Annotated in this window: 15 protein-coding genes; 2 read left to right on the top strand and 13 right to left on the bottom strand. The window is 55.8% G+C overall.

What is annotated here, in order from left to right; translation table 11 throughout:
• Positions 1-14: 14 nt before the first annotated feature.
• The 6 genes from B5F80_RS09070 to B5F80_RS09045 form a co-directional block, all read right to left on the bottom strand.
• Positions 15-368 (bottom strand): YerC/YecD family TrpR-related protein, encoded by a 354-nt coding sequence (locus B5F80_RS09070; RefSeq protein WP_087478507.1) that lies wholly within the window; start codon positions 366-368, stop codon positions 15-17.
• A gap of 92 nt (positions 369-460) precedes the next feature.
• On the bottom strand, positions 461-4,105 hold the full coding sequence (locus B5F80_RS09065; protein ID WP_087478506.1) for a PolC-type DNA polymerase III: 3,645 nt from the start codon (positions 4,103-4,105) through the stop codon (positions 461-463).
• Between the two features lie 53 nt (positions 4,106-4,158).
• The gene (locus tag B5F80_RS09060) at positions 4,159-5,640 is read right to left on the bottom strand and encodes a VanW family protein (protein WP_239386342.1); all 1,482 of its coding nucleotides are present in this window, start codon (positions 5,638-5,640) and stop codon (positions 4,159-4,161) included.
• Positions 5,641-5,642: 2 nt separating this feature from the next.
• On the bottom strand, positions 5,643-6,668 hold the full coding sequence (holA, locus tag B5F80_RS09055; protein ID WP_087478505.1) for a DNA polymerase III subunit delta: 1,026 nt from the start codon (positions 6,666-6,668) through the stop codon (positions 5,643-5,645).
• Positions 6,669-6,671: 3 nt separating this feature from the next.
• Positions 6,672-8,780 (bottom strand): ComEC/Rec2 family competence protein, encoded by a 2,109-nt coding sequence (locus tag B5F80_RS09050; RefSeq protein ID WP_087478504.1) that lies wholly within the window; start codon positions 8,778-8,780, stop codon positions 6,672-6,674.
• On the bottom strand, positions 8,777-9,304 hold the full coding sequence (locus B5F80_RS09045; protein WP_087478503.1) for a ComEA family DNA-binding protein: 528 nt from the start codon (positions 9,302-9,304) through the stop codon (positions 8,777-8,779). The genes B5F80_RS09050 and B5F80_RS09045 overlap by 4 nt, the downstream gene beginning before the upstream one ends.
• A gap of 258 nt (positions 9,305-9,562) precedes the next feature.
• Here B5F80_RS09045 and B5F80_RS09035 point away from each other — a divergent pair, with 258 nt between their 5' ends.
• A complete protein-coding gene (locus B5F80_RS09035; RefSeq protein WP_087478501.1) occupies positions 9,563-10,438 on the top strand; it encodes a phosphoribosylaminoimidazolesuccinocarboxamide synthase in 876 nt (291 codons plus the stop codon).
• 73 nt (positions 10,439-10,511) lie between these two features.
• Here the strand turns inward: B5F80_RS09035 and B5F80_RS09030 are convergent, their stop codons facing one another.
• Both B5F80_RS09030 and ade read right to left on the bottom strand, forming a co-directional pair.
• A complete protein-coding gene (locus tag B5F80_RS09030) occupies positions 10,512-11,441 on the bottom strand; it encodes a DUF1848 domain-containing protein (RefSeq protein WP_087478500.1) in 930 nt (309 codons plus the stop codon).
• Between the two features lie 23 nt (positions 11,442-11,464).
• Positions 11,465-13,051, bottom strand: a complete 1,587-nt coding sequence (ade, locus tag B5F80_RS09025; protein WP_239386343.1) for an adenine deaminase — start codon at positions 13,049-13,051, stop codon at positions 11,465-11,467.
• A 376-nt stretch (positions 13,052-13,427) separates the two neighbouring features.
• Between ade and B5F80_RS09020 the strand changes: the two genes are divergently transcribed.
• Complete coding sequence (locus B5F80_RS09020) at positions 13,428-14,810, top strand: NCS2 family permease (protein ID WP_087478499.1); 1,383 nt, start codon at positions 13,428-13,430, stop codon at positions 14,808-14,810.
• A gap of 74 nt (positions 14,811-14,884) precedes the next feature.
• Here the strand turns inward: B5F80_RS09020 and B5F80_RS09015 are convergent, their stop codons facing one another.
• From B5F80_RS09015 to B5F80_RS08995, 5 genes are all read right to left on the bottom strand, one after another.
• Positions 14,885-15,334, bottom strand: coding sequence for an acetyltransferase (locus tag B5F80_RS09015; RefSeq protein WP_239386341.1), 450 nt, complete (start codon positions 15,332-15,334; stop codon positions 14,885-14,887).
• Between the two features lie 78 nt (positions 15,335-15,412).
• On the bottom strand, positions 15,413-16,852 hold the full coding sequence (gene gatB, locus B5F80_RS09010) for an Asp-tRNA(Asn)/Glu-tRNA(Gln) amidotransferase subunit GatB (protein WP_087478497.1): 1,440 nt from the start codon (positions 16,850-16,852) through the stop codon (positions 15,413-15,415).
• Entirely contained in the window at positions 16,852-18,309 is a 1,458-nt protein-coding gene (gatA, locus tag B5F80_RS09005; protein ID WP_087478496.1) for an Asp-tRNA(Asn)/Glu-tRNA(Gln) amidotransferase subunit GatA, read from the bottom strand. Before gatA ends, gatB begins: the two co-directional genes overlap by 1 nt.
• Positions 18,310-18,320: 11 nt before the next feature.
• Positions 18,321-18,611 carry an Asp-tRNA(Asn)/Glu-tRNA(Gln) amidotransferase subunit GatC gene (gene gatC / locus B5F80_RS09000; RefSeq protein ID WP_087478495.1) on the bottom strand — a complete coding sequence of 97 codons (291 nt, stop codon included), beginning with the start codon at positions 18,609-18,611 and terminating at the stop codon, positions 18,321-18,323.
• Between the two features lie 634 nt (positions 18,612-19,245).
• Entirely contained in the window at positions 19,246-20,769 is a 1,524-nt protein-coding gene (locus B5F80_RS08995) for a phage replisome organizer N-terminal domain-containing protein (RefSeq protein ID WP_087478494.1), read from the bottom strand.
• Positions 20,770-21,073 lie beyond the last annotated feature (304 nt).

Below are 21,073 nucleotides of genomic sequence, written 5' to 3'. Positions count from 1 at the left end.
TCTGCTGTATCGTATTATGCGTCCTGCCCGTGGCCGTGCTTTCGGTTGGACGTCGTCTTTAAAAATTCCGGATCGTGCTCGGCCATGCGGGTCAGGATTTTTTCATAGCCGCCGCTGCCGTACATGAGGCAGCGCTTGATGCGGCTGATCGTCGCCGTGCTGGCGCCGGTCTTCTTGACGATGTCCTCGTAAATATCGCCGGCCTTGAGCATGCGGGCGACTTCGAGGCGGGCCGCAATGGCCTTCATTTCCTGCACCGTGCATATATCTTCAAAGAATTCGTAGCATTCGTCTAAATTTTGCAGCTGCAATATTGCCGAAAACAGCTGGTCGTGAAGATAATCCTTCAACTTTTCATTGGCGCTCATGGGCAGGTCATCTCCTTCTCTGCTTTTATCCTTTAGCGTATAAAACTCACACTTAATTATAAAACAGTTTAGACAGAATGTCGAGAAAAACCTTACATAGCGAACAAATCAATCTGCTCGTCTTCGGGGAGGTCGCCCAGGCAGCCTTCTTCGGCCATGAGCTCCAGCGCCGGCTGGGGCACCTTGCCGCGGATCTTGAGGTCGGCCTTGGAGCTGAAGGGCGCTTCGCTGCGGGCCGATACGATCTGCTCGGCTACGCTGACGCCCAGGCCGTCGATGGCCGTAAAGGGCGGCAGGATCTTGCCCTCACAGATAGTAAAGCGCGTGGCGTCGGAGCGGCTGATATCGACGTTCATAAAGGAGTAGCCCCGCAGGCTCATTTCTACGGCCAGCTCCAGGGACGAATACAAGTCCATGTCGATTTTCGTAGCGCTCTTGCCCTTGGCCATAATGTCCTTCATAGCCTGCCGCTGCCCTTCCAGGCCGTGTATCATAGCCGACAGCTTGAAGGCCTTGGCGCGGATCGTAAAGAAAGCCGCGTAATAGGCCAAGGGGTAATTGATTTTAAACCAGGCGATGCGGAAGGCCATCATGACGTAGGCTACGGCGTGGGCTCTCGGGAAGAGGTAGCCGATTTTATGGCACGAATCGATGAACCACTGGGGAATGTGGCCTTCCTTGAGCTCTTCTTCGTAATTGGACGTCTTCTGGCCCAGCTTGTTGAGCTTGTCGATGCCCTTGCCCTTACGGACGTTTTCCATGACCTTAAAGCTCGTCTTGGGCTTGATGCCGTGCTGAATGAGATAGTTCATGATGTCATCGCGGGTGGAAATGGCTTCCTTCAGCTGCACCGTGCCCGACGTGATGAGGTCCTGGGCGTTGTTCAGCCATACGTCCGTACCGTGGGAAAAGCCGGATATGCGCACCAATTCCGAGAAGGTCTTGGGCTTGGTGTCGACGAGCATCTTGCGGACGAAGGACGTGCCGAATTCGGGAATGCCCAGGCTGCCGACCTTGGAGCCCAGCTCTTCTTCCGTCACGCCTAAGGCCTTGGGCGTGCTGAACAGGCTCATCGTCGCCGGGTCGTCGAAGGGAATGGTCTTGGCGTCGACGCCGGTCATGTCTTCGAGCATGCGGATAACCGTCGGATCATCATGGCCGAGTATATCCAGTTTTACCAGACGGCCTTCGATGGAGTGATAGTCGAAGTGGGTCGTAATGATGCCGCTGTCCTTCTTGTTAGCCGGGTACTGGACAGGCGTAAAGTGATGGACGTCCATGTCGCGGGGGATAACCATGACCCCGCCGGGATGCTGGCCCGTCGTACTCTTGACGCCGGTGCAGCCGCTGACCAGGCTGTTGACGTAGGCGTCGTTGACCTGCATGCCCCGGGCGGCGGCCCATTTCATGACGTAGCCGTAGGCCGTCTTATCCTTGACGGCGCCGATGGTGCCGGCGCGGAATACGTTGTCCTTGCCGAACAGTTCTTCCGTGTATTTATGGGCCTTCGGATGGTATTCGCCAGAGAAATTCAAGTCGATATCGGGTACCTTGTCGCCGTCGAAGCCCAGGAAAATCGCGAAGGGGATGTTGTGGCCGTCCTTATGCAGCTCTGCGCCGCACTTCGGGCATTTCTTATCGGGCAGGTCGAAGCCGCCGCCGACTTCCCCCTTCGTAAAGAACTCGCTCCACTGACAGTTCGGGCAAACGTAATGAGGCGGCAAGGGATTGACTTCCGTAATGTCGGACATGGTCGCCACGAAGGACGAGCCGACGGACCCACGGGAGCCTACGAGGTAGCCGTCGTCATTGGAATGCTTAACGAGCTTATGGGCGATGTAATAGAGCACGCCGAAGCCGTGGCCCAGGATAGACGTAAATTCTTCGATGAGCCGGTCCTCGACGATTTGCGGCAAGGGATCGCCGTAAATCTTATGGGCCTTTTCATAGCACATGTTCTTCAGGGCCTCCGACGAGCCGGCAATCTGCGGGAAGTACAGCGTTTCCTTCGGCACGGGGCGCACGTCTTCAATCATTTCATTGACCTTGTTGGGATTGGTAATGACGACTTCGCGAGCCCGTTCTTCGCCGAGGTAAGCGAATTCTTCCAGCATTTCGTCAGTCGTGCGCAGGTACAAGTCGGGCTGGAATTGGGCGTCCTTAAAGCCCTTGCCGGTCATGAGGATTTCCCGGTATATCTTGTCTTCCGGGTTGAGAAAGTGGGCGTCGCACGTCGCGACAGTCATCTTGCCCAGCTCGTCGCCGATGCGCAGGATCGTGCGGTTGATGTCCCGCAGGCCTTCGTCGTCAGGCACGTAGCCCTCGCGGACGAGGAAGCTGTTGTTCGTCAAAGGCTGGATTTCCAAATAGTCGTAATAATCGGCAATTTTCTTCAGTTCTTCATAGGGCAGCTTCTTCTGCACCATAGAACGAACCAGTTCGCCCGCTTCGCAGGCCGAGCCGAGGATAAGCCCTTCGCGGTACTCGTTCAGGACAGCCCGGGGAATACGGGGACGGCCGCGGTAGATGTATTTCAAATGGGAAATACTGACCAGCTTGTACAGGTTGCGGATGCCGACCTGATTCTTCGCCAAGATGATGATATGGTAGGACTGATCGATTTTTTCGTCAAACAGGTATCCTTCCATGCCGTAAATGACCTTGATATTGTTCGTCTTATCCGTCGACAGCTCCTGCAGGAGCGGGAAGGACTGGACGACGCCGTGGTCTGTGACGGCGATGGCCGGGTGGCCCCATTTTTTGATAGTCTTAATGAGCTGCTTGACCGTAATCAAGGCGTCCATGTCGCTCATGACCGTATGGAGGTGGAGCTCGACGCGCGGCGTCGGATTGTTGTCTTCCCGTTCGACCGTAACGCCTTCGTCGTCGGCCATGATGTCGTTGGCGTTGAAAACGTAGTCGTTGACGTACGTATCGTATACGACGTCGCCGCGCATGCGGACGTAGGCCCCTACCTTCATGCGCTGGGAAAAGGTCGCGTACTCGTCGGCAGACATGGCGTTTTTCTGACGGAACTTGCCGCCGCCGTTTCCGACAGTCAAAAACTGACGGGCCGAGATGCCGTTCGTCGAGTCGGCAATCTGGAAGGACAAGAGGATGCGCTTCGATTTCAGCTCGCGGAATTCAAGCTTGACGATTTTCCCCTTAATAATGACGTTATTTCGTTCTTCGCCGAGGATTTCCGTAATAGGCGTCACGTCGCCGCCAAAGGCCTTGCCGTACCAGACGCGGCTGTTGCCGCCGTCGGCGGATGCGCTGGCTCCCCCTCCTGCCGGAGCCGACGAGCTGCGGGAGCTTCCGCCGTCGCAGGCGGCCTTGCAGGCCTTTTTATAGTCTTCGTCAAACAGCTCGGCGTCTTCTTCATACAGGCTGTCGTAGCAGTCCTCATGAGGAATATCGTAACCGTCCAGATCGTCCGTATAGACATTGGCTACGCTGCGCAGTCCTTCGTCGTCGCCAGCCGCCGCTAAGGGCAGGTCGCCGCCGTGGTGAATCGCCATGACCTGGTGCACGACGTCTACCTTCCCGGTTAAATCCAGGCGGCTGCATACCTTGCGCCGCAGCAGCGTCATATCCGCCACGGCCCGGTCCGACTGGGTACGGACCTGCCAGGCATGTTCGGCCGGCGAAACACAGATTTCTTCGACGCATACCGTATGATCCGCGTCGAGGGATATGAGTAGCTCTTGCTTAGGGACAATATGCCATACTTTCATCAATCGTATATCCTTTCAGAAATATCAGGGTCGCCCTGCCGGCAGGCAGCCAGCTAAAAGGCAAACATATCGTGAGGCGCGTTGATCAGCACATCCTGAGGCTGCAGGTCCGACGTCTGGACGACTGTTTCCGACGCCGGCCCGTTGGTGACGATGATTTCATCGTTCGGCGCGTAGTGCGATTCTATCGTATCGGTATATTTGTCGCCGTCCGTATAGTTGACGGTGCGGCGGATGACGATGTCGTGGCCGTCGTAGCCGACCTGCTCGCAGACATCAGAGGTGACGGCGTCGCTGTGCCTGCGGATGACCTTATGGGGCAGGTTCTGCAAGTGAATCGTCTGGAAGGTCGTCGTACACGTATCGGCATGGTTGCCCAGGATGTACGTCGTCACCGTATTGGCGCCGGCAACGGTGTAAATATATACGGGACGCTGGAAGGGATTGGTAAAGGCGAAATCCAGCGAATTATCGGCTACGGTCGCATCCATGCCGACGGGCACGTACGCCGCCGGGGCAAAATGGGGCGCCCGGCCGGCGATGAATAATCCAGCCCGCAGGACGGCGTTAAACAGGGTTGTGCTGACCTGGCAGACGCCGCCGCCGGCGTCGGGGACGAGCTTGTTGTCAAAATATACCGGCGCGTCCTTGTATCCCTTGTCGCGGGTCCGCGTGCCGACGTAGCCGTTGAAGGAAAAGTCCTTCTGGGCCGGTACGAGGGCATGGTTGAGCCGCTTCTGGGCAATGGCGATATTTTCATTCCGATCCTTGTTGGAGTCGTCAAAGTGGGTCGTATAATAGGACAACACTGTGTCGATATCCTTTAAGTCCCCTTCCTTGACAGCCGCTTCCTCCCGCGACTGGACCGGCGCTTCCATGTCCTCCGTAACACCGCGGTCCAGCTGGTCGTGAATCTGCTGTTTCAGCGCCGCGTCATCGAGGACGATGCGATCCTTTTCCTTGTGGATGGATACGGTCTTGTTGTCGCTGTTGGGCACGGCGTAGGCGTTTTCCGGAGCCTTGTCGTAGACATCGTGGATTTGCTGAATCCGTTCGTCCAGCTTTTCTTCGTCTACCTTGAGGGACAGGGGCACGTCTTTCCCGAACCGCAGCGTCGCGACGACGTCGTTCAGGCGCTGCCACGGCGTGCCGCGGCGGCCGACGAGATACACGTCATTAAAGATTTTTTCCTTGTCGAATTGCAGCTCCAAGTCGTCGAAGTCGATCGTCTCGTCTATGTCTTCGCCGGTCAGGCGAATCGTCCGGCCCTTGAGCTCTCCTTCTTTATCGTCTACATACTGGCGCGCCTGTTCCTCCGTCCAGTCCCGCACGGGCTGGCCGTCGAGGGTTACCCTGTCCGCCGCCGCGCTCTGGGCGGCAAAAAATCCGGCGAAGGCCAGGACGCAAAGAGCGGCGACGGCGCCGATTGCCTTCTTCCACGGCCGCCGTTTCTCGACGATGCCGTGCTTTTCCCGATAGCGGCGGCGATAGTCCTTCATGCGCTCTTTGCGCGCCTTCTTTTCTTCATCATCCAACGTTAAACCCTGCCTTTAGTTCGGCAATACAGGCAGATCAGCGGCCCGATGTCGTCTATCGCCGCCGTGCCTCTGCGAATATTGCGCTGTAATGTAAATATATTGGTAATCAATTCCTGTAACTCTCTTATTGTCCAATAGGGCGCCGCTTTTTGCAAGTGATATAACACATATTTTACACTTCTTCCCTTATTGATCTGCGTCATGATGGATTCGCACTGGCGCTGGCCCATGCCGGCTTCCTTTAATTCCTTATATGCCAGAAGCAGACGCAGGCGGGACATCATATAGCCTACGTTTTTCAGGAACAAGTCCTGCCGCGAAAACAGCCCTTCCAAAAAAGGCACGACGTGCCGGCCGTCGCGGCGCAGGAAATAGTCCATAAAGGTGAACAAGTTTTTCTCCATCGTCCCGGCGAACAAGTCCGCCACGTCGGCTTCGTCGACGCTGCGCCGGCCGTCGTCCAGGGAAATGCACAGCTTTTCCAGCTCGGAAAAGACGTACATGAGGGAAATCTCGCCCCAGGTCTGAAATAATCCGCGCAGGTACTGCTCGGCCCGCAGGGTCAGCTTCTTCCCCCGGCCTTCCAGGAAATCACAGACGTAGGGCATGACGTTTTTCTCCGTCACGGCCTCGCCTGCGACGACGTCGGCCATAGGGCGCAGCTCCTTGAAAAAGGCGCAGCCCGTGTCTATGTTTCCCTTGGTATAAAACAGGACGCCGTTTTCATCGGACAGGGTCCGCAGCTTTTCCAAAAACCACGTCTCTTCCTTTGACAGCTTGCTGCGCGACCGGCCGCCGCGCTTTATCGGCAGGAAGGGGCACTCGGTCCATACGACGACGCTGCCGCCGCCGAACAGGCTCGTCCCTTCAAAGGCCTCGACGACCGACGCCGCAGGGGCGTCCTTTTTGAACTGCCGCACCGCCGCGTCACCGCCGGCCCGCTGTTGGCAGTCGGCAACGAAACGCCGCCGGGCCTGCTCCATCAAATATTCTTCTGTTCCATATATCACTGCTATTGGTTTCATCGTCTACTCTCCGCCCTGGGCCGTAAAAGTCCACTCGCCCTTTCGATAGATTCCCGTAATCTGTCCGTCGCGAGCCGGCGAAAACCAGGGAATATCGTATAAGGCCGCCCCTTCCGTCCATTCGTCGTACCGTTCGTCATGACCGCCGCCGCGATAGAAAATCAGCGCCGCAGCCCGGCTGGGAAAGGTCTTTTCATCGTACGGCGGCAGCTGGCGCAGCTCGATACAAGCTCCGTCGGGAAGCCGTTTCTGCGGCAGGCCGTCGTACAGGTAATAGGGAATCGCCCCTTCTGCAGCAGCGACGGGCATGGCGTCGTCAGCCAAGCGGCACGGCCTGTCCAGGGTAAATCTCTCCTCTATCTGAGCCGCCGTTTTCTCCGGCTCGCAGCCGACGACGGTACAGCCGGTCAGACGGAATACGCCTTCATACCGCAATGCCGGCGTCAGCGTATAGGCCGCCTGCTCAGGGTTCGCCCAGGAACTTTTATTATACCACAGATATACAGAATCATCATCATAGACGACGCACGTCGCCTTATCTTGTCCCAAATCGAAGATGTGGACGACGGCCTCAGGCTTATGCAGATGCCCCCAGCCCCAGGAACCGAGGCCGGCGACGGCTGCCAAGACCAGCAAGATGCGCCTCTGTCGAGGCCAGACGAAGACGGCGGCAAGGGCCGTATACCAGGCGGCGACAACCGGCAGAGACATGGCTCCGGCCCAGAAACGGCTGTGCGGCAAGGCCGACAGAAAATAATTTCCCTTCACGGCCAGGGCCAGAAGGGGCGACACGCCGTGCAGGACCATATGGGCGGCGGGATCGCAGAGAAAACCGAGAACGGCGGCAGCCAGTCCTAAAACGATGACCAAATCCAATACGGGGGCGACGAGGAGATTGGCTGCAAAGGAATAAACGGGAAAGGCATGGAAATTGGCAAACAGCAGCGGCAGCAGCAAGACCTGGGCGCACAGGCATACGGACAGGCCGTCGCGCAGCAGCGCCGGCAGGGCGGAAAACCAGGGCCGCACCTTGCCGCTGAGAAGGACAATACCCGCCGATGCGCCGCAGGACAGGCGGAAGCTCAAATCATAGAGCAAATACGGACTGTACAGCAGCATGAGCAGCACTGCCGCCGCCAAGGCCTGCACGCTCGCGTAGTCCCGCCGGGCCCACAGGCTGAAGGAACAAATCAGCCCCATGATGGACGCCCGGACGACGGGGGCGACGAATTCGGCCATAGCTCCGTACAGAAGGACGAAGACAGCCGACAGAAAAAACTGCCATTTTCCCCGCAGCCCGGCCGCCCGGCCTAAAATCTGCACGACCGACAGGAGCAAGGCGATGTGCGACCCCGACACCGACAGTATATGAATCAATCCCGTTATACTAAAGCTTTCGATAAGCTCCGGCGGCAGCTCGTCGTAATGGCCGCCGAAGAGCAGGCTGCTCAGGATATGAGCCCCGTCCGTCCCCAATACGATGCGGAAGCGGTCCGTCATGGTTTCGCGCAGCTTCGCCAAGGTATGACGCCATCCCTGAGCCGGCTGAAGCAAGGTCAGGCCGCCGTCGTCGCCGTAGCCCTTTAAGAAGATGCCGCTTTCCTTGTCGCGGTGCCGGGCGTCGTAGGCTCCGCGGTTTCCGTAATACCGAATAGGCCGCAGGACGCCGCGGAAGGCGACGCGGGCCGACGGCTGAAAGGACGGATTGGCCGGAGCAGTCACATACACTGCGCCCGCTCCTTCCCGGAACGTGCCTTCTCCGGCATAGGCAAAACGCTCCATATCGACGACATAGCGGGCCATCGTCTTGCCGTCGGTTTCGTACATACTGCCTTTTTCCCGGAGCGTCCCTTCCATATAGATGTCGGCTCCGCCGACATAATGAGGCAGCCCGTCGTACTGCTCCGCTGCCAGCTGCAGCCGCGCGCCGCCGGCTAGCAGGCAGAACAGCAAAATCAGAGGCCAGGCCCAGCGCGTTTTTCTCGCCGCCGCGGCTAAGAGGACGGCGGCAAGACAGGCGGCAGCCCATTCCGTCAAGGATACCCCCAAATAATCTGCCGCTGCGATGCCGATGCAGAAGGCCGACACAGCCCCCAGCCCCCGGTACATCATATCGTCACCTTATCCTGCAGCTCTTTATATTTCGCCGGTCCGATGCCCTTGACCTTCTGCAGTTCCTCTATGCTGGAAAACAAGCCGTGCTCGTCCCGATAAGCAATAATCTTCCGGGCCATAGCCGGCCCGATGCCCGGCAGCTCGCCCAGCTTTTCCTCGTCGGCTTCGTTGATATTGATACGGCCGTCGTCTGCCTCTCCGACAGACGGCGCGCCGTTCAAGTCGTACGGGATATGAATATGCATGCCGTCAGCCGCTTCATCGGCAAAGTTGACAGCCGCCGCATCAGCATAAGGCAAGACGCCTCCGGCGGCATGGACGGCTTCGCCGACGCGCACCGTTTCGTCAAAGGCGTATAGCCCAGGCTTGCGCACAGCGCCGCTGACGTAGACGTAGGCCGACTGGGGCTGAGGCGCTTCTACAGCCGGCATAGCTGCTGGTTCTTCCAGCCAGTCCGGCAGCTCTCCCTGCCAAACGAATAGAGCCGCCAGCAGGCAGACTCCTATGAGCACTTTCTTCATATACAGACCTCCTCATTCAGGTATTTCTTCTTCACTTCTCGGTCTGCATCGGCCGTTCCTGCCGCCGTCATCAGGTTTAAGCTCCTTCTAATCTTCGTCTCATAAAGGATCTCATATTTTAATATTTCTCCGTCATTCTCCGCCGCCGGCTGGTTATTTCGGTCAAAAACGAGCAATCCTATTCCATCGTCTTACATTTTGTGATATGATAAGTACATTCATCATGGATATAGTTTTAAATATATTGGAGGCCAGAACATGAAAGAATACAAACCGTTCAAATCAGGTAAAGTCCGCGAAGTATACGATGCCGGCGACAGCATCATCATGGTTGCGACCGATCGCATTTCCGCATTCGACCACATCCTGAAAAACCAGATTACGAAAAAAGGCGCGATCCTCACGCAGATGTCCAAATTCTGGTTTGATTTGACGAAAGATATTATTCCGAACCACATGATCTCCGTCGACAACGCCGACATGCCCGAATTCTTCCAGCAGGAACAGTTCCTCGGCAACAGCATGAAATGCAAAAAGCTGACCATGATCCCCATGGAATGCATCGTCCGCGGCTACATCACCGGCAGCGGCTGGGAAAGCTATAAGGAAAACGGCACGATCTGCGGCATTCAGCTTCCCGAAGGCCTGCAGGAATCGCAGAAGCTTCCCGAACCGATCTTCACGCCGAGCACGAAAGCCGAATTAGGCGACCACGACGAAAACGTCTCCCTCGAACAGGGCGCAGCCGTCCTCGACAAGACCTTCCCCGGCAAGGGCATGGAATACGCCGAAAAAATCCGCGACTACACCCTCGCCCTGTACAAGAAATGCGCCGATTACGCCTTGTCCCGCGGCATCATCATTGCCGATACGAAGTTTGAATTCGGCCTCGACGAAGAAGGCAACATCGTATTAGGCGACGAAATGCTCACGCCGGACAGCTCCCGCTTCTGGCCCCTCGAAGGCTACAAGCCCGGCCAGTCCCAGCCGTCCTATGACAAGCAGTTCGTCCGCGACTGGCTCAAAGCCAACCCGGACAGCGATTTCCTCCTGCCGCAGGACGTCATCGACAAGACGATTGAAAAATACGAAGAAGCCTATGAAATGCTGACAGGCAAAAAATTCGATAAATAAGCAACAAAAAAATGGATTCAGCTCCTCGCGCTGAATCCATTTTTTTGTTATATCCCACAGCATTACAAAGCAATCAAAATTCCAGTACCATCTGAGGCGACCGGCATGACGTTATATGCCGGTCATACACCTCGTCCTCAGGCCGCACATACCCGCCCAACAAAGGCGACGCCGGGTCATGGATTCTGCTGACTTCTCGATTTGCGCCGCCGGCATAGCAGTACCGGCAGCCGCCTCGGCATGTACGGTAGGCACCGATGTCGATACTTTCCGCACAGCCGCAGGCCGGCCGCTGGTTCGCATCTCGCTTGACCAGCAAGGGCTGTTTCAAAAGCTGTTCAAACAAGGTCTTGTCGATGCAGCGACCATGAGAAATTCCGTATTCAGCCAGGTCCAGTTCTTCGGCACACGTTTCCATCTGCAGGCCGTGTGCCCGGCAAATCGCCGCCAAGGCACAGGCCAGCCGCCGTTTCTGCGCAGCCGGAAAGGGCTTTAGACCCAGGGCGGCCATAGGACGGCTGATCTGGGGATAGTAATCAAGAAAGCTAATGACGCACCGCCTCGTATACGGCGCCAGCTGCGCTGCCAGCTCGGCAAAATACCGTACATGATACGCTTCCGTATATTTAGAACTGAGAAATACAGGGTCGTACCGCCAAATGACCCGCTCCGGCCCGATGCGGCGCGACAGCTCTTGAAAAGCCGGAATAAGGCACTCCCGCTTCGACGGAATCCCCGGTTCCACATCGCTGCCGTATGCCGTCAGGGTGTACTGGAAATAATAGGCGTACTCTTCCAACTCGCCCAGCCTCGCCAGCATAGGCGCGGGGTTCTTCGTCCAGAAGACAAAGCCGTCGACGACGTCGGGATGCAGGACAATGCGGCTGACGCGCCGTTCATTCACAGGCTGTCGCACCAGTACATAGCCGTCCCGGAGGCGGTTCCAAAACCAAGGAGAATAATAGGCCGGTATATCAGTCCGCCGGCTGACGCTGATAATCATATTCCCTGCCTTCCCGCTGCCCTTTAGTCAGCTTCAATATCCATAAAATCGAAAGCGTCTACGTCGAACAAGCCCGTATCTAAAAGCTTAATCTGCGGGATAACCGGCAGGGACATAAAGCACAAGGTCATGACGACGTCCACATCCTCGTGGATGCCCAGCGCTTCGTGGCCGGCTGCGTAGATTTCTTCGGCCTGCTCTTCTACCCAATGGCCGTCCCGATTGCTCATGAGGCCGGCAATGGGTAGGGGCATAGAGGCGATGACGGCTCCGTCCAGCACGACGGCAATGCCTCCTTCCTGGGCCGCGACGGCTTCGACGGCCGCCGCCATGTCGCCGTTGTTCGCGCCGGCGACGATGATGTTGTGAGAATCGTGGGCAATGGATACGGCCACGGCCCCCTTCGTCAGCCCGTAGCCCCGCAGCAGGCCGAGGCCGACATTGCCCGTGCCGTGATGGCGTTCGACGACGGCGACCTTGACGATATCAGCGGCGGCATCATATACGAAATCGCCCCTTTCATCGACGGCTACTGTCGCCGTCCCTTTGCGAGTCACGACGCTGCCGGGGATAATATCTATCGTATGGACCGACGGCGAGCGCAAGGTCATGCGCAGCTTGTCGGCAGAAAAACCAGCCAGATGTACCGTATGGCTGACGGCGCTGGAATCGGACCGCGTAAAAGGCGGAATATACGCCCCTTCGAACGCAACCTCCTCGCCGGCAATAAAGGTCTTCCAAACGGAAAACTCCTGCAAATCATCAAACAAGACGACGTCGGCCCGTTTTCCCGGCGCCAGAGCGCCGCAGTCCGACAAGCCGTAGCATTCGGCAGCGTTGAGCGTCGCCATCGTGACGGCTCCTTCCGGCGAAATGCCGTGCCGCACGCACAGCCGCAGGTGCTCGTTCAAATGGCCCTTGGAAAATATCGTTTTCAAATGCAGATCGTCGGAACACAGCAGGAACCGGCGCAGGTTCTGCGGCGTGACGGCGCCGATGAGATTCGGCAAATCGCGGCAGGCCGAACCGTTTCGCAGGAGGACGTACATGCCGAGGGAAATTCGCTCCAGCGCTTCTTCGACAGTGGAGCATTCATGGTCCGTCCGAATTCCGGCAGCGGCATAGGCCTGCAGCCCGCCGCCATGGAGGCCCGGGCTGTGACCGTCGACGATCTTGCCTGCTTCATGGGCCGCCGCTAGCTTATCCAGCACGTCGTCCTGGGCTGCCGCGACGCCGGGATAGTTCATAAATTCCCCTGCGCCCAATATGTAACTGTCCTGCAGAGCCCGGGCTAGCTCTTCCGCGCCGATGACGGCGCCGCTGTGGTCGAAGGACGTCGCCGGCACGCAGGACGGGGCCATGAACTGAATATCCAGAACGGTCTGCTCCGCCGCTTCGGCCATATACTTCAATCCAGCCAGCCCGCAGACATTGGCGATTTCATGAGGATCGGCAATAATCGTCGTCGTCCCCATGGGAACGACGAGGCGGCCGAATTCTTCCGGACTGACGTAGGACGACTCGATGTAGATATGGCTGTCGATGAGGCCCGGCGCGGCATACCGCCCTCCAGCATCGACGACGCGCCGCCCTTCGTATGAACCACCGATACCGGCGAGGACGCCGTTATGACAGCAATGTCCCCTTCTCGTATGGACTAGGTATACACGTCGACAATACGGCAGTGTTTAAGAACCAAGTCGCAGGGAATGATCCCCTGGGCCGCTTCAATTCTTCGTTTCAACAAGTCTTTATATGCAGAAGCCATAAGTAACTCTCCTTTGTTTGCCAATTATAGGTACTCCTATTGTACCATACCCGCTGCGGGGAAGCCAAAGCATCTTGCCGAAAAACATCTTCTATACGACAAATTTATATGACTATAAAAAATATTTTTACCCTTTTCATTGCTATTTCGACCTGAAAAGGATATAATCATACCTATGTTTTTATTTTATTTTTATAAATTCACAAAAGGGGTGCATTATGAGCTTCCTCGACCGTATGTTTCATTTGACGCAAAACGGCACGACTGTAAGAACCGAGCTCATCGCCGGCATTACGACCTTCATGACCATGGCCTATATTCTGGCCGTCAACCCGACGATTCTGAGCGCCGCCGGCATGGATAAGGGCGCCGTCCTCACAGCGACGGCTTTAGCCTCCCTCATCGGCACGCTGTGCATGGCCTTCTTTGCCAACTATCCTTTCGCCCTGGCTCCCGGCATGGGGCTGAACGCCTTTTTCGCCTATACCGTAGTCCTGCAGATGGGCTATACGTGGGAAATGGCCCTGGCCGCCGTCTTTGTAGAAGGCGTCATCTTTATCGTCCTATCCTTGACGAACGTCCGCGAAGCCATTTTCAACGCCATACCGATGACCCTGAAAAAGGCCGTGTCCGCCGGCATCGGCTTGTTTATTGCCCTCATCGGCTTGTTCAACGCCCAGATCATCGTCGCCAACCCGGCTACGAAGATTTCCCTCTTTTCCTTTAAGCAAGCCGTCGCCGACGGCACCTTCCACACCGTAGGCATTACGGTACTGCTGGCCATGCTGGGCATCTTGTTTACGGCCTTCCTCATGATCCGCCACGTCCGCGGCAACGTCCTCTGGGGCATCCTGTTTACGTGGATACTGGCAGTTCTCTGCGAACTGACCGGCCTGTACGTCCCCAATCCGGAACTGCACATGTACAGCGTAATCCCCGACGTATCTGCCGGCGCGGCGGCCTTTGCTCCAGCCAGTATCGCTCCGATCTTCGGGCACCTCGATTTCAGCCGCCTCTGGTCCGTCGATTTCCTCATCGTCATGTTCGCCTTCTTATTCGTCGATATCTTCGATACCTTAGGTACGCTCATCGGCGTATCCTCCAAGGCCAACATGCTCGACGCCGACGGCAAGCTGCCCCGCATCAAGGGAGCCCTCATGGCCGACGCCGTCGCCACGACCTTCGGCGCCGTCCTCGGCACCAGCACGACGACGACCTTTGTCGAAAGCGCTACCGGCGTCAGTGAAGGAGGCCGCACGGGCCTGACAGCCGTATTCGTCGCCGTCTTCTTCGCCCTGTCCCTGTTCCTGTCGCCCATCTTCATGGCCATCCCGGCCTTCGCCACCGCGCCGGCCCTGGTCATCGTCGGCTTCCTCATGCTGACCTCCGTCGTCGGCATCGACTTCGACGATTTCAGCGAAGCCATTCCGGCCTACATTACCATCATCGCCATGCCCTTCTGCTACAGCATTTCCGAAGGCATTTCCTTCGGCATTATTTCCTACGTCATTCTCAACGTCCTGACGGGAAAACGAGAAAAAATCAGCCTGCTCATGTACATTCTGGCGGTCATCTTCATTGGGAAATACATCTTTTTATAATTTGCAGCACAAAACCTCTGCTATCTTACGCGTTTGTTCGTAAGACGGCAGAGGTTTTTATATGTTACGATAACCTACTTTAGCAGTTTCATGTACAGCATCGGATATGGATTGCCCTGCTCGTCCAAATCTGACCGCTTATACACGGTAAAGCCCATGTGCTCGTAAAAGCCGACAGCCTGGGGATTTTGCTCGTTTACCGTTACTTCCCAAGCCCCGTATCGTTCCACGGCCTGCTGGATCAAAGCTTTTCCGATTCCCTTCCCCCGTTCGTTCGGCGAGACGAAGAGCATTTCGATACGGCTGCCATCCAATCCCAGGAAGGCCGTCATGACCTGCTGCTCGTTGCGAGCCACGACTAATACGGGCACGCCGCCCAGAGCCTGCGGCACGTACTTCTTAATGGCCTCGATTTCGTCGGCCGATAAAAAATCATGCGTCGCCTTGACCGACCGTTCCCACAGCTCCGTCAAGGCCTCGATATAGGCATCTCTGTTCCCCTTAATTTCTGTAATATTCATCATAATCTCCTGCCTACAGGAAAAACCGCTTATGTTGAATTGCGGCATAAGCGGTTTTTCTATTCGTACTCGGTATTTACATTATTGCAAATTTTTCGTCAAGAGCTCGTTGACGACACCGGGGTTAGCCCGGCCCTTCGTTTCCTTCATGATCTGTCCGACGAGGAAGCCGATAGCCTTCTTCTTACCGGCCTTGTAGTCGGCAACGGACTGCGGATTGGCTTCGATGATCTTCTTGACCAATTCTTCCAATGCGCCCGTATCGGTAATCTGTACGAGGCCCTGTTCTTTTACGACGTCATTGGCCGACTTGCCGGATTTCCACATTTCAGGCAGTACCTTCTTGGCGATTTTGCCGGAAATGGTGTTCTTAGCGATGAGCTGGAGCAGTTCGGCCAGCGCCGCCGGCTGCACGGGCGAGTCGACAGCGCCTACGCCGTTTTCATTGAGGAGCTTGGCAAATTCGCCGAGCATCCAGTTCGACGCCGTCTTGGCATCGATGCCGCATTTGACGACGTCTTCGAAATAGTCTGCCGTCTGCTTTTCCAAGGTCAGCAGGTTGGCGTCGTATTCGGGCAGGCCCAATTCGTCCATAAAGCGCTTCTTGCGGGCGTCAGGCATTTCCGGCAGTTCCTTGCGGACTTCTTCAATGTATTCCGGCGATACTTCGATAGGAATCAAATCCGGTTCGGGGAAATAGCGGTAATCGCTGTCGCCTTCCTTGACGCGCTGGAGGAACGTAACGCCCTTGGCGTCGTCCCAGCCGCGGGTGCACTGCTGAATCGTGCCGCCTTCTTCGAGGATCTGAGCCTGACGGACGGCTTCGTATTCAATGCCCTTCTGCACGCCGCTGAAGGAGTTGATATTCTTCAATTCCGTCTTCGTGCCGAGCTTGTCGCTGCCGACAGGACGGACGGAGATGTTGGCGTCGCAGCGCATGCTGCCTTCTTCAAGGCGGCAGTCCGATACGCCTAAATATTGGAGAATGGAACGCAGCTTTTCCAAATAGGCCCGCGCTTCTTCGCCGCTGCGCAGCTCCGGTTCGCCGACGATTTCCAGGAGAGGCACGCCCGTGCGGTTGTAATCGACGCAGGACGAATCGGCCGTGTCGATGCTGCCGCCGCTGTGCACGAGCTTGCCGGCGTCTTCTTCCATGTGGATGCGGGTCAAGTGGATGCGGCGCTGTTCGCCGTTGACTTCGATATCCACGTAGCCGCCCTTGCAGATGGGCAGGTCAAACTGGGACGTCTGGAAGTTTTTCGGCAAATCGGGATAATAGTAGTTTTTGCGGTCAAATTTGCTGTACGGCAAAATGTCGCAGTGCAGCGCCAGTCCTGCCTTGACGGCAAAGTGGAGCACTTCTTTATTGAGGACGGGCAGCACGCCGGGCAGACCCAGGCAAACCGGGCAGACATGGGTATTCGGTTCGGCGCCGAATTCAGTGCTGCAGCCGCAGAAAATCTTTGTCTTCGTTTTCAGTTCGACGTGGACTTCCAAGCCGATAACGGATTCGTATTTCATTATAATTCAACCTCCCCCATAGGCAACGGCTTGCGCAAGTCCGTTCTATTCTGTTCAAAGGTGTAGGCTGCACGAAGCAGCGTTTCTTCATCGAGAGCCTTGCCGATGAGCTGCATGCCGATAGGCAGGCCGTTCTTGTAGCCGCAGGGAATGCTGAGCCCCGGAAGTCCTGCCAGGTTCAGCGTAACGGTGCAGACGTCGCCTAAGTACATGGCCAGCGGATTGCCGCTGTTCTGGCCGATCTTGAAGGCCGTGTCCGGAGCCGTCGGCGTCAGGAGGACGTCGCATTGCTTCAGCGCTTCGTCATAATCATGCTTGATAAGCGTGCGGACCTTCATAGCCCGCAGATAGTAGGCGTCGTAATAGCCGGAGCTCAGGACATACGTGCCGAGAAGGATACGGCGCTGTACTTCCGGGCCGAAGCCTTCGGAACGGGTCTTGATATACATATCGACGATGTCCTTGCCTTCGACACGCAGGCCAAAGCCGACGCCGTCGTACCGGGCCAGATTGGAGCTGGCTTCGGCCGGCGCGATGATATAGTAGGCGGCGATGCCGTATTTTACGTGAGGCATGCTGACCGGCACGATTTCCGCGCCTAATTTCTTGTACGTTTCAATGGCTTCATCCAAGGCCTTGCGGCATTCGGCGTCGAGGCCTTCGCCGAAGAACTCTTCCGGAATGCCGATTTTCATGCCCTTGACGTCGTTGACCAAGGCCTGTTTGTAGTCCTTTTTAGCCTGCGGAATAGACGTCGAGTCCTTAGCGTCATGGCCGGCAACAGCATTCAATACGATGGCGCAGTCTTCTACGTCGTTCGTAAAGGTGCCGATCTGGTCGAGGGACGACGCAAAGGCGATGAGGCCGTAGCGGGAAATGAGGCCGTACGTCGGTTTGAGGCCGACGACGCCGCAGTAAGCCGCAGGCTGGCGGACCGATCCGCCCGTATCGGAGCCGAGAGACCATACGCATTCGCCGGCAGCGACGGCAGCGGCCGAACCGCCCGACGAGCCGCCGGGAACATAATCCAGTCCCCAGGGGTTATGCGTAATCTGGAAGGCCGAGTTTTCCGTCGAGCTGCCCATGGCGAATTCATCCATGTTGGTCTTGCCCAGGCTGACGTAATCGACATCCATCAGCTTTTCAATAACCGTCGCATTGTACGGCGATTTGAAATGTTTCAGCATCTTGGACGCGCACGTAGCGTACTGCCCTTTAATGCAGATGTTATCTTTAATGGCCCCGGGAACGCCGGCCAAATCGGCAATGGCTTCACCGGCAGCGATCTTTTTATCGACGGCAGCAGCCGCTTCCAGCGCAAATTCGCGGTTATCCGACAAAAAAGCCTGAACCTGCGGTTCTACGGCGTCTTTGCGGGCAATATAGGCTTTCGTCAATTCAACAGCGGATAATTCGCCCTTGACGAGCTTGTCGTGTAATCCATGTATCGTTACCACAATATCCCTCCTTAATCCTGAATGACCTTCGGCACTTTGAAATAGCCGTCTTCCGGTTCCGGCGCGTTTTGCAGCGCTTTATCATTTGGCAGGGACGTATGGGGCACATCGTCGCGCATGACATTGGACATGGATACGGCATGAGCCGTCGGCTGTACATCTGTAATATCTACCTGACTCATGAGATCCATATACGATAAAATGTCGTTCAGCTGTTTCCCGACAGCGTCAATCTGGTCTTCCTTGATTTCCAAGCGGGACAACAGTGCAATTTTCTTTATTTCTTCAGCACTGATTTTCATACAGACACTCCTCGCAGAAAAATTTTAATACGTATTTACAATAGGATATTATACCATATGAACGGCATAAAATCATCCTATTTTGACGAGATGACCGTACCAAGTTGCTGTAAATATGTATGATAAATCACATACTCTGGCCCTTCTCGAATATGCGCCTTCCGGCATAGACGATACTGCAGCTTCTGTTCGGCTTCCCGGCAGCATGGACCCGGTTCATTTTATATTTTCATTGCGTTCGTACAGTAAATTTCCACAATTATTTTGCACCAGCACAAAAGAGCAGCGCTTTTGAAGTATTTTTGACAGGCATCATTCCGATAGCTGCCTTGCTGTATCGGTATCTCATTCAGAATATACGGGTACGGCTTCGTTGCTATGCTTATATGTCTTCCCCATCACGCCAGTATTTGGCGCTATGGGTTGCGTCATAGAACGCCATAAAGCGACAACGGTACTGTCACAGCAGCGCCGCTATGATTTCTTTTATTTCTGCATGATAAGATTTCCTCATCATGTGCAGTCTTCAACTCGTATCCCGCGCTGTCAGAGCCTGTATATTTTAATTTGAAGACGCCTTGCTAGCCTGAATCTGCGGCCCGTTCTTTACGGATGTTTGCCTGCGCCGCCAGGTCTACGGCATCGCTTCGTACACGGGACAAATGCCTTCACCTAAGCTGACGTCCGGGCTGCCCCAGCTCATGTCGCTGATATGGCGGAGCCCGCCCTGGCCGGAAGGCATAGACCTTTCGGTTTCGTATGGACTGGGCGCCGTATCATGGCGGGGACTGCCCTTGCTGTGAACCAATACGGCATGGATATACTGAACGCTGGACGCGCCCTTCTTCAAAGCAATGCAAATGGCCCGGCAGACAGCCTCGTCGCCCCAGCGCCGCGCCAACCCTTGCAAGGCCTCTACGGTCTGCCCGTCGGCCTTGCCGAACAAGGCTTCGTAATACAGGAGGGCCTTGCCGCCCGGCAGAGACGACGGCTCCTCCCTATCGCCGCAGGTATCCCGCCCCTCGTCGAAACGGTCTGCGGCTGAACCTGCATACGGCGTATACTCATCGGCTTCGGTTACATACGCTATTCCTTCGTCCCCTTCCTCTCCCTGTATGCCGTCTATGTCGTCCCTCTCATACGCCGCGAGTTCCTGCCTTTCGGAAAGCTGTGTGCAGGTCAAGATAACCCCATCGTTCGCCACGGCACATTTCACTTTATGTGTCTGTCCATTGGCGCTCTGTACTTTCTCATCGGGCCCAGCAGCATCCTTCTCGCTGTTTCGTGGGCAACCCATAACAGCCTCGCCGTACGATGCAGCATATTCCCTTTCAGGTATTGGCTTATCGACGCCCTGTACTTTCGCGTCAAGCAGAACACCAACCTGTTCACCATAATGAACACATTCCCATTCAGCCTTGCCAGACGGCGCGGCATATTCCGTTTGATGTGTCTGGCCATTGACACGCAACCTTTTCTTATCGGGCACATCGACAGCCTTCATGCCATTTCGGGGATAATCCACAACAGTCCCGCCGTACGATGCAGCAGGTTCCGTTTCAGGAATTAGTTCGTTGATACTCTGCATTTTCTCGTCAAGCATAGCCCCAACCTGTTCATCATGCTGAACGCATTCTAATTCAATCTTACCACACGGCGCGGTATATCCCGATTCACAGGCCTGCCCATTGATGCTCCCTAGTCTCTCGACAGGCATACGGCCAATCATTTCATTATGGGAAGCACAAGCTGCTGCCTTCGCCTGTTCCTCCCGCTGCCGCTGGCGATACCGTCTCATGCGATCCCGGGCGTCGCTGCGCTTCTTCTCGTCACGGGAAAAGCTCTGGATTTCATTCCAGGGCACGATGCGCATCAGTCCCGTTTCATCGCGGCTGATGAGGTCAATCTGCTCAAACACGTCCAGCACCCGTTCCACAAAGGCCTTGCGGCGGCGCAGCTGACGAGCCAGCAGTTCCGTCGGCATAGCCTGGCCCTCCGATACGTATATGTAGCCGTCGTCGTTGATCATGCCGGCCAAATCCTTGAGATAAAACCAGATGACGAAATACGAATCGCCATGAGGCTGACTCAGCAAATACATCATCCGCGGGTCCTGAAACAACCCAACCTTCGTCTGAAACCATCGCAGCGCCTTCATGTCTGCACCTCTCCCTTCGCAGCTCTCTATAGTAGTATGGGACACGAAGGGCCGAATTTATTTCCCTTATTGCCAAACTTGCATAAAACACAAAGCAAAAACGATTCATCAAAAAAAGAAAATAGGCCCAATTAAAAAATAAGACAGAAAAAAATATCAAAAGAAAGAGAAAAAGAAAAGAAGACGTTACGCGTAACGCTGTGACACGTCAAGAAGCAGATGAAAGCTAAAAACGGCTTAGTATAGCCATTTGCAGTCATAGGCTCTCGCTGTTCATATACGACAATACAGTTTATAATGTATG

This window comes from Megasphaera sp. An286 (genome assembly GCF_002163455.1).
In the GTDB taxonomy this organism is placed as follows: Bacteria; Bacillota; Negativicutes; order Veillonellales; family Megasphaeraceae; genus Megasphaera; species Megasphaera stantonii.
Note: the sequence above shows the minus strand (reverse complement) of the source record. Positions and strands in the feature narration are given on the sequence as shown.

What these genes read in the sequence shown, in the direction of transcription:
- B5F80_RS09030 (WP_087478500.1), bottom strand. Translation starts at nt 11,441, where the DNA reads ATGATTATCAGCGTCAGCCGGCGGACTGATATACCGGCCTATTATTCT.
- holA (WP_087478505.1), bottom strand. Translation starts at nt 6,668, where the DNA reads ATGAAACCAATAGCAGTGATATATGGAACAGAAGAATATTTGATGGAG.
- B5F80_RS09035 (WP_087478501.1), top strand. Translation starts at nt 9,563, where the DNA reads ATGAAAGAATACAAACCGTTCAAATCAGGTAAAGTCCGCGAAGTATAC.
- B5F80_RS09015 (WP_239386341.1), bottom strand. Translation starts at nt 15,334, where the DNA reads ATGATGAATATTACAGAAATTAAGGGGAACAGAGATGCCTATATCGAG.
- B5F80_RS09045 (WP_087478503.1), bottom strand. Translation starts at nt 9,304, where the DNA reads ATGAAGAAAGTGCTCATAGGAGTCTGCCTGCTGGCGGCTCTATTCGTT.
- B5F80_RS08995 (WP_087478494.1), bottom strand. Translation starts at nt 20,769, where the DNA reads ATGAAGGCGCTGCGATGGTTTCAGACGAAGGTTGGGTTGTTTCAGGAC.
- B5F80_RS09065 (WP_087478506.1), bottom strand. Translation starts at nt 4,105, where the DNA reads ATGAAAGTATGGCATATTGTCCCTAAGCAAGAGCTACTCATATCCCTC.
- gatC (WP_087478495.1), bottom strand. Translation starts at nt 18,611, where the DNA reads ATGAAAATCAGTGCTGAAGAAATAAAGAAAATTGCACTGTTGTCCCGC.
- B5F80_RS09050 (WP_087478504.1), bottom strand. Translation starts at nt 8,780, where the DNA reads ATGATGTACCGGGGGCTGGGGGCTGTGTCGGCCTTCTGCATCGGCATC.
- gatB (WP_087478497.1), bottom strand. Translation starts at nt 16,852, where the DNA reads ATGAAATACGAATCCGTTATCGGCTTGGAAGTCCACGTCGAACTGAAA.
- B5F80_RS09070 (WP_087478507.1), bottom strand. Translation starts at nt 368, where the DNA reads ATGAGCGCCAATGAAAAGTTGAAGGATTATCTTCACGACCAGCTGTTT.
- B5F80_RS09020 (WP_087478499.1), top strand. Translation starts at nt 13,428, where the DNA reads ATGAGCTTCCTCGACCGTATGTTTCATTTGACGCAAAACGGCACGACT.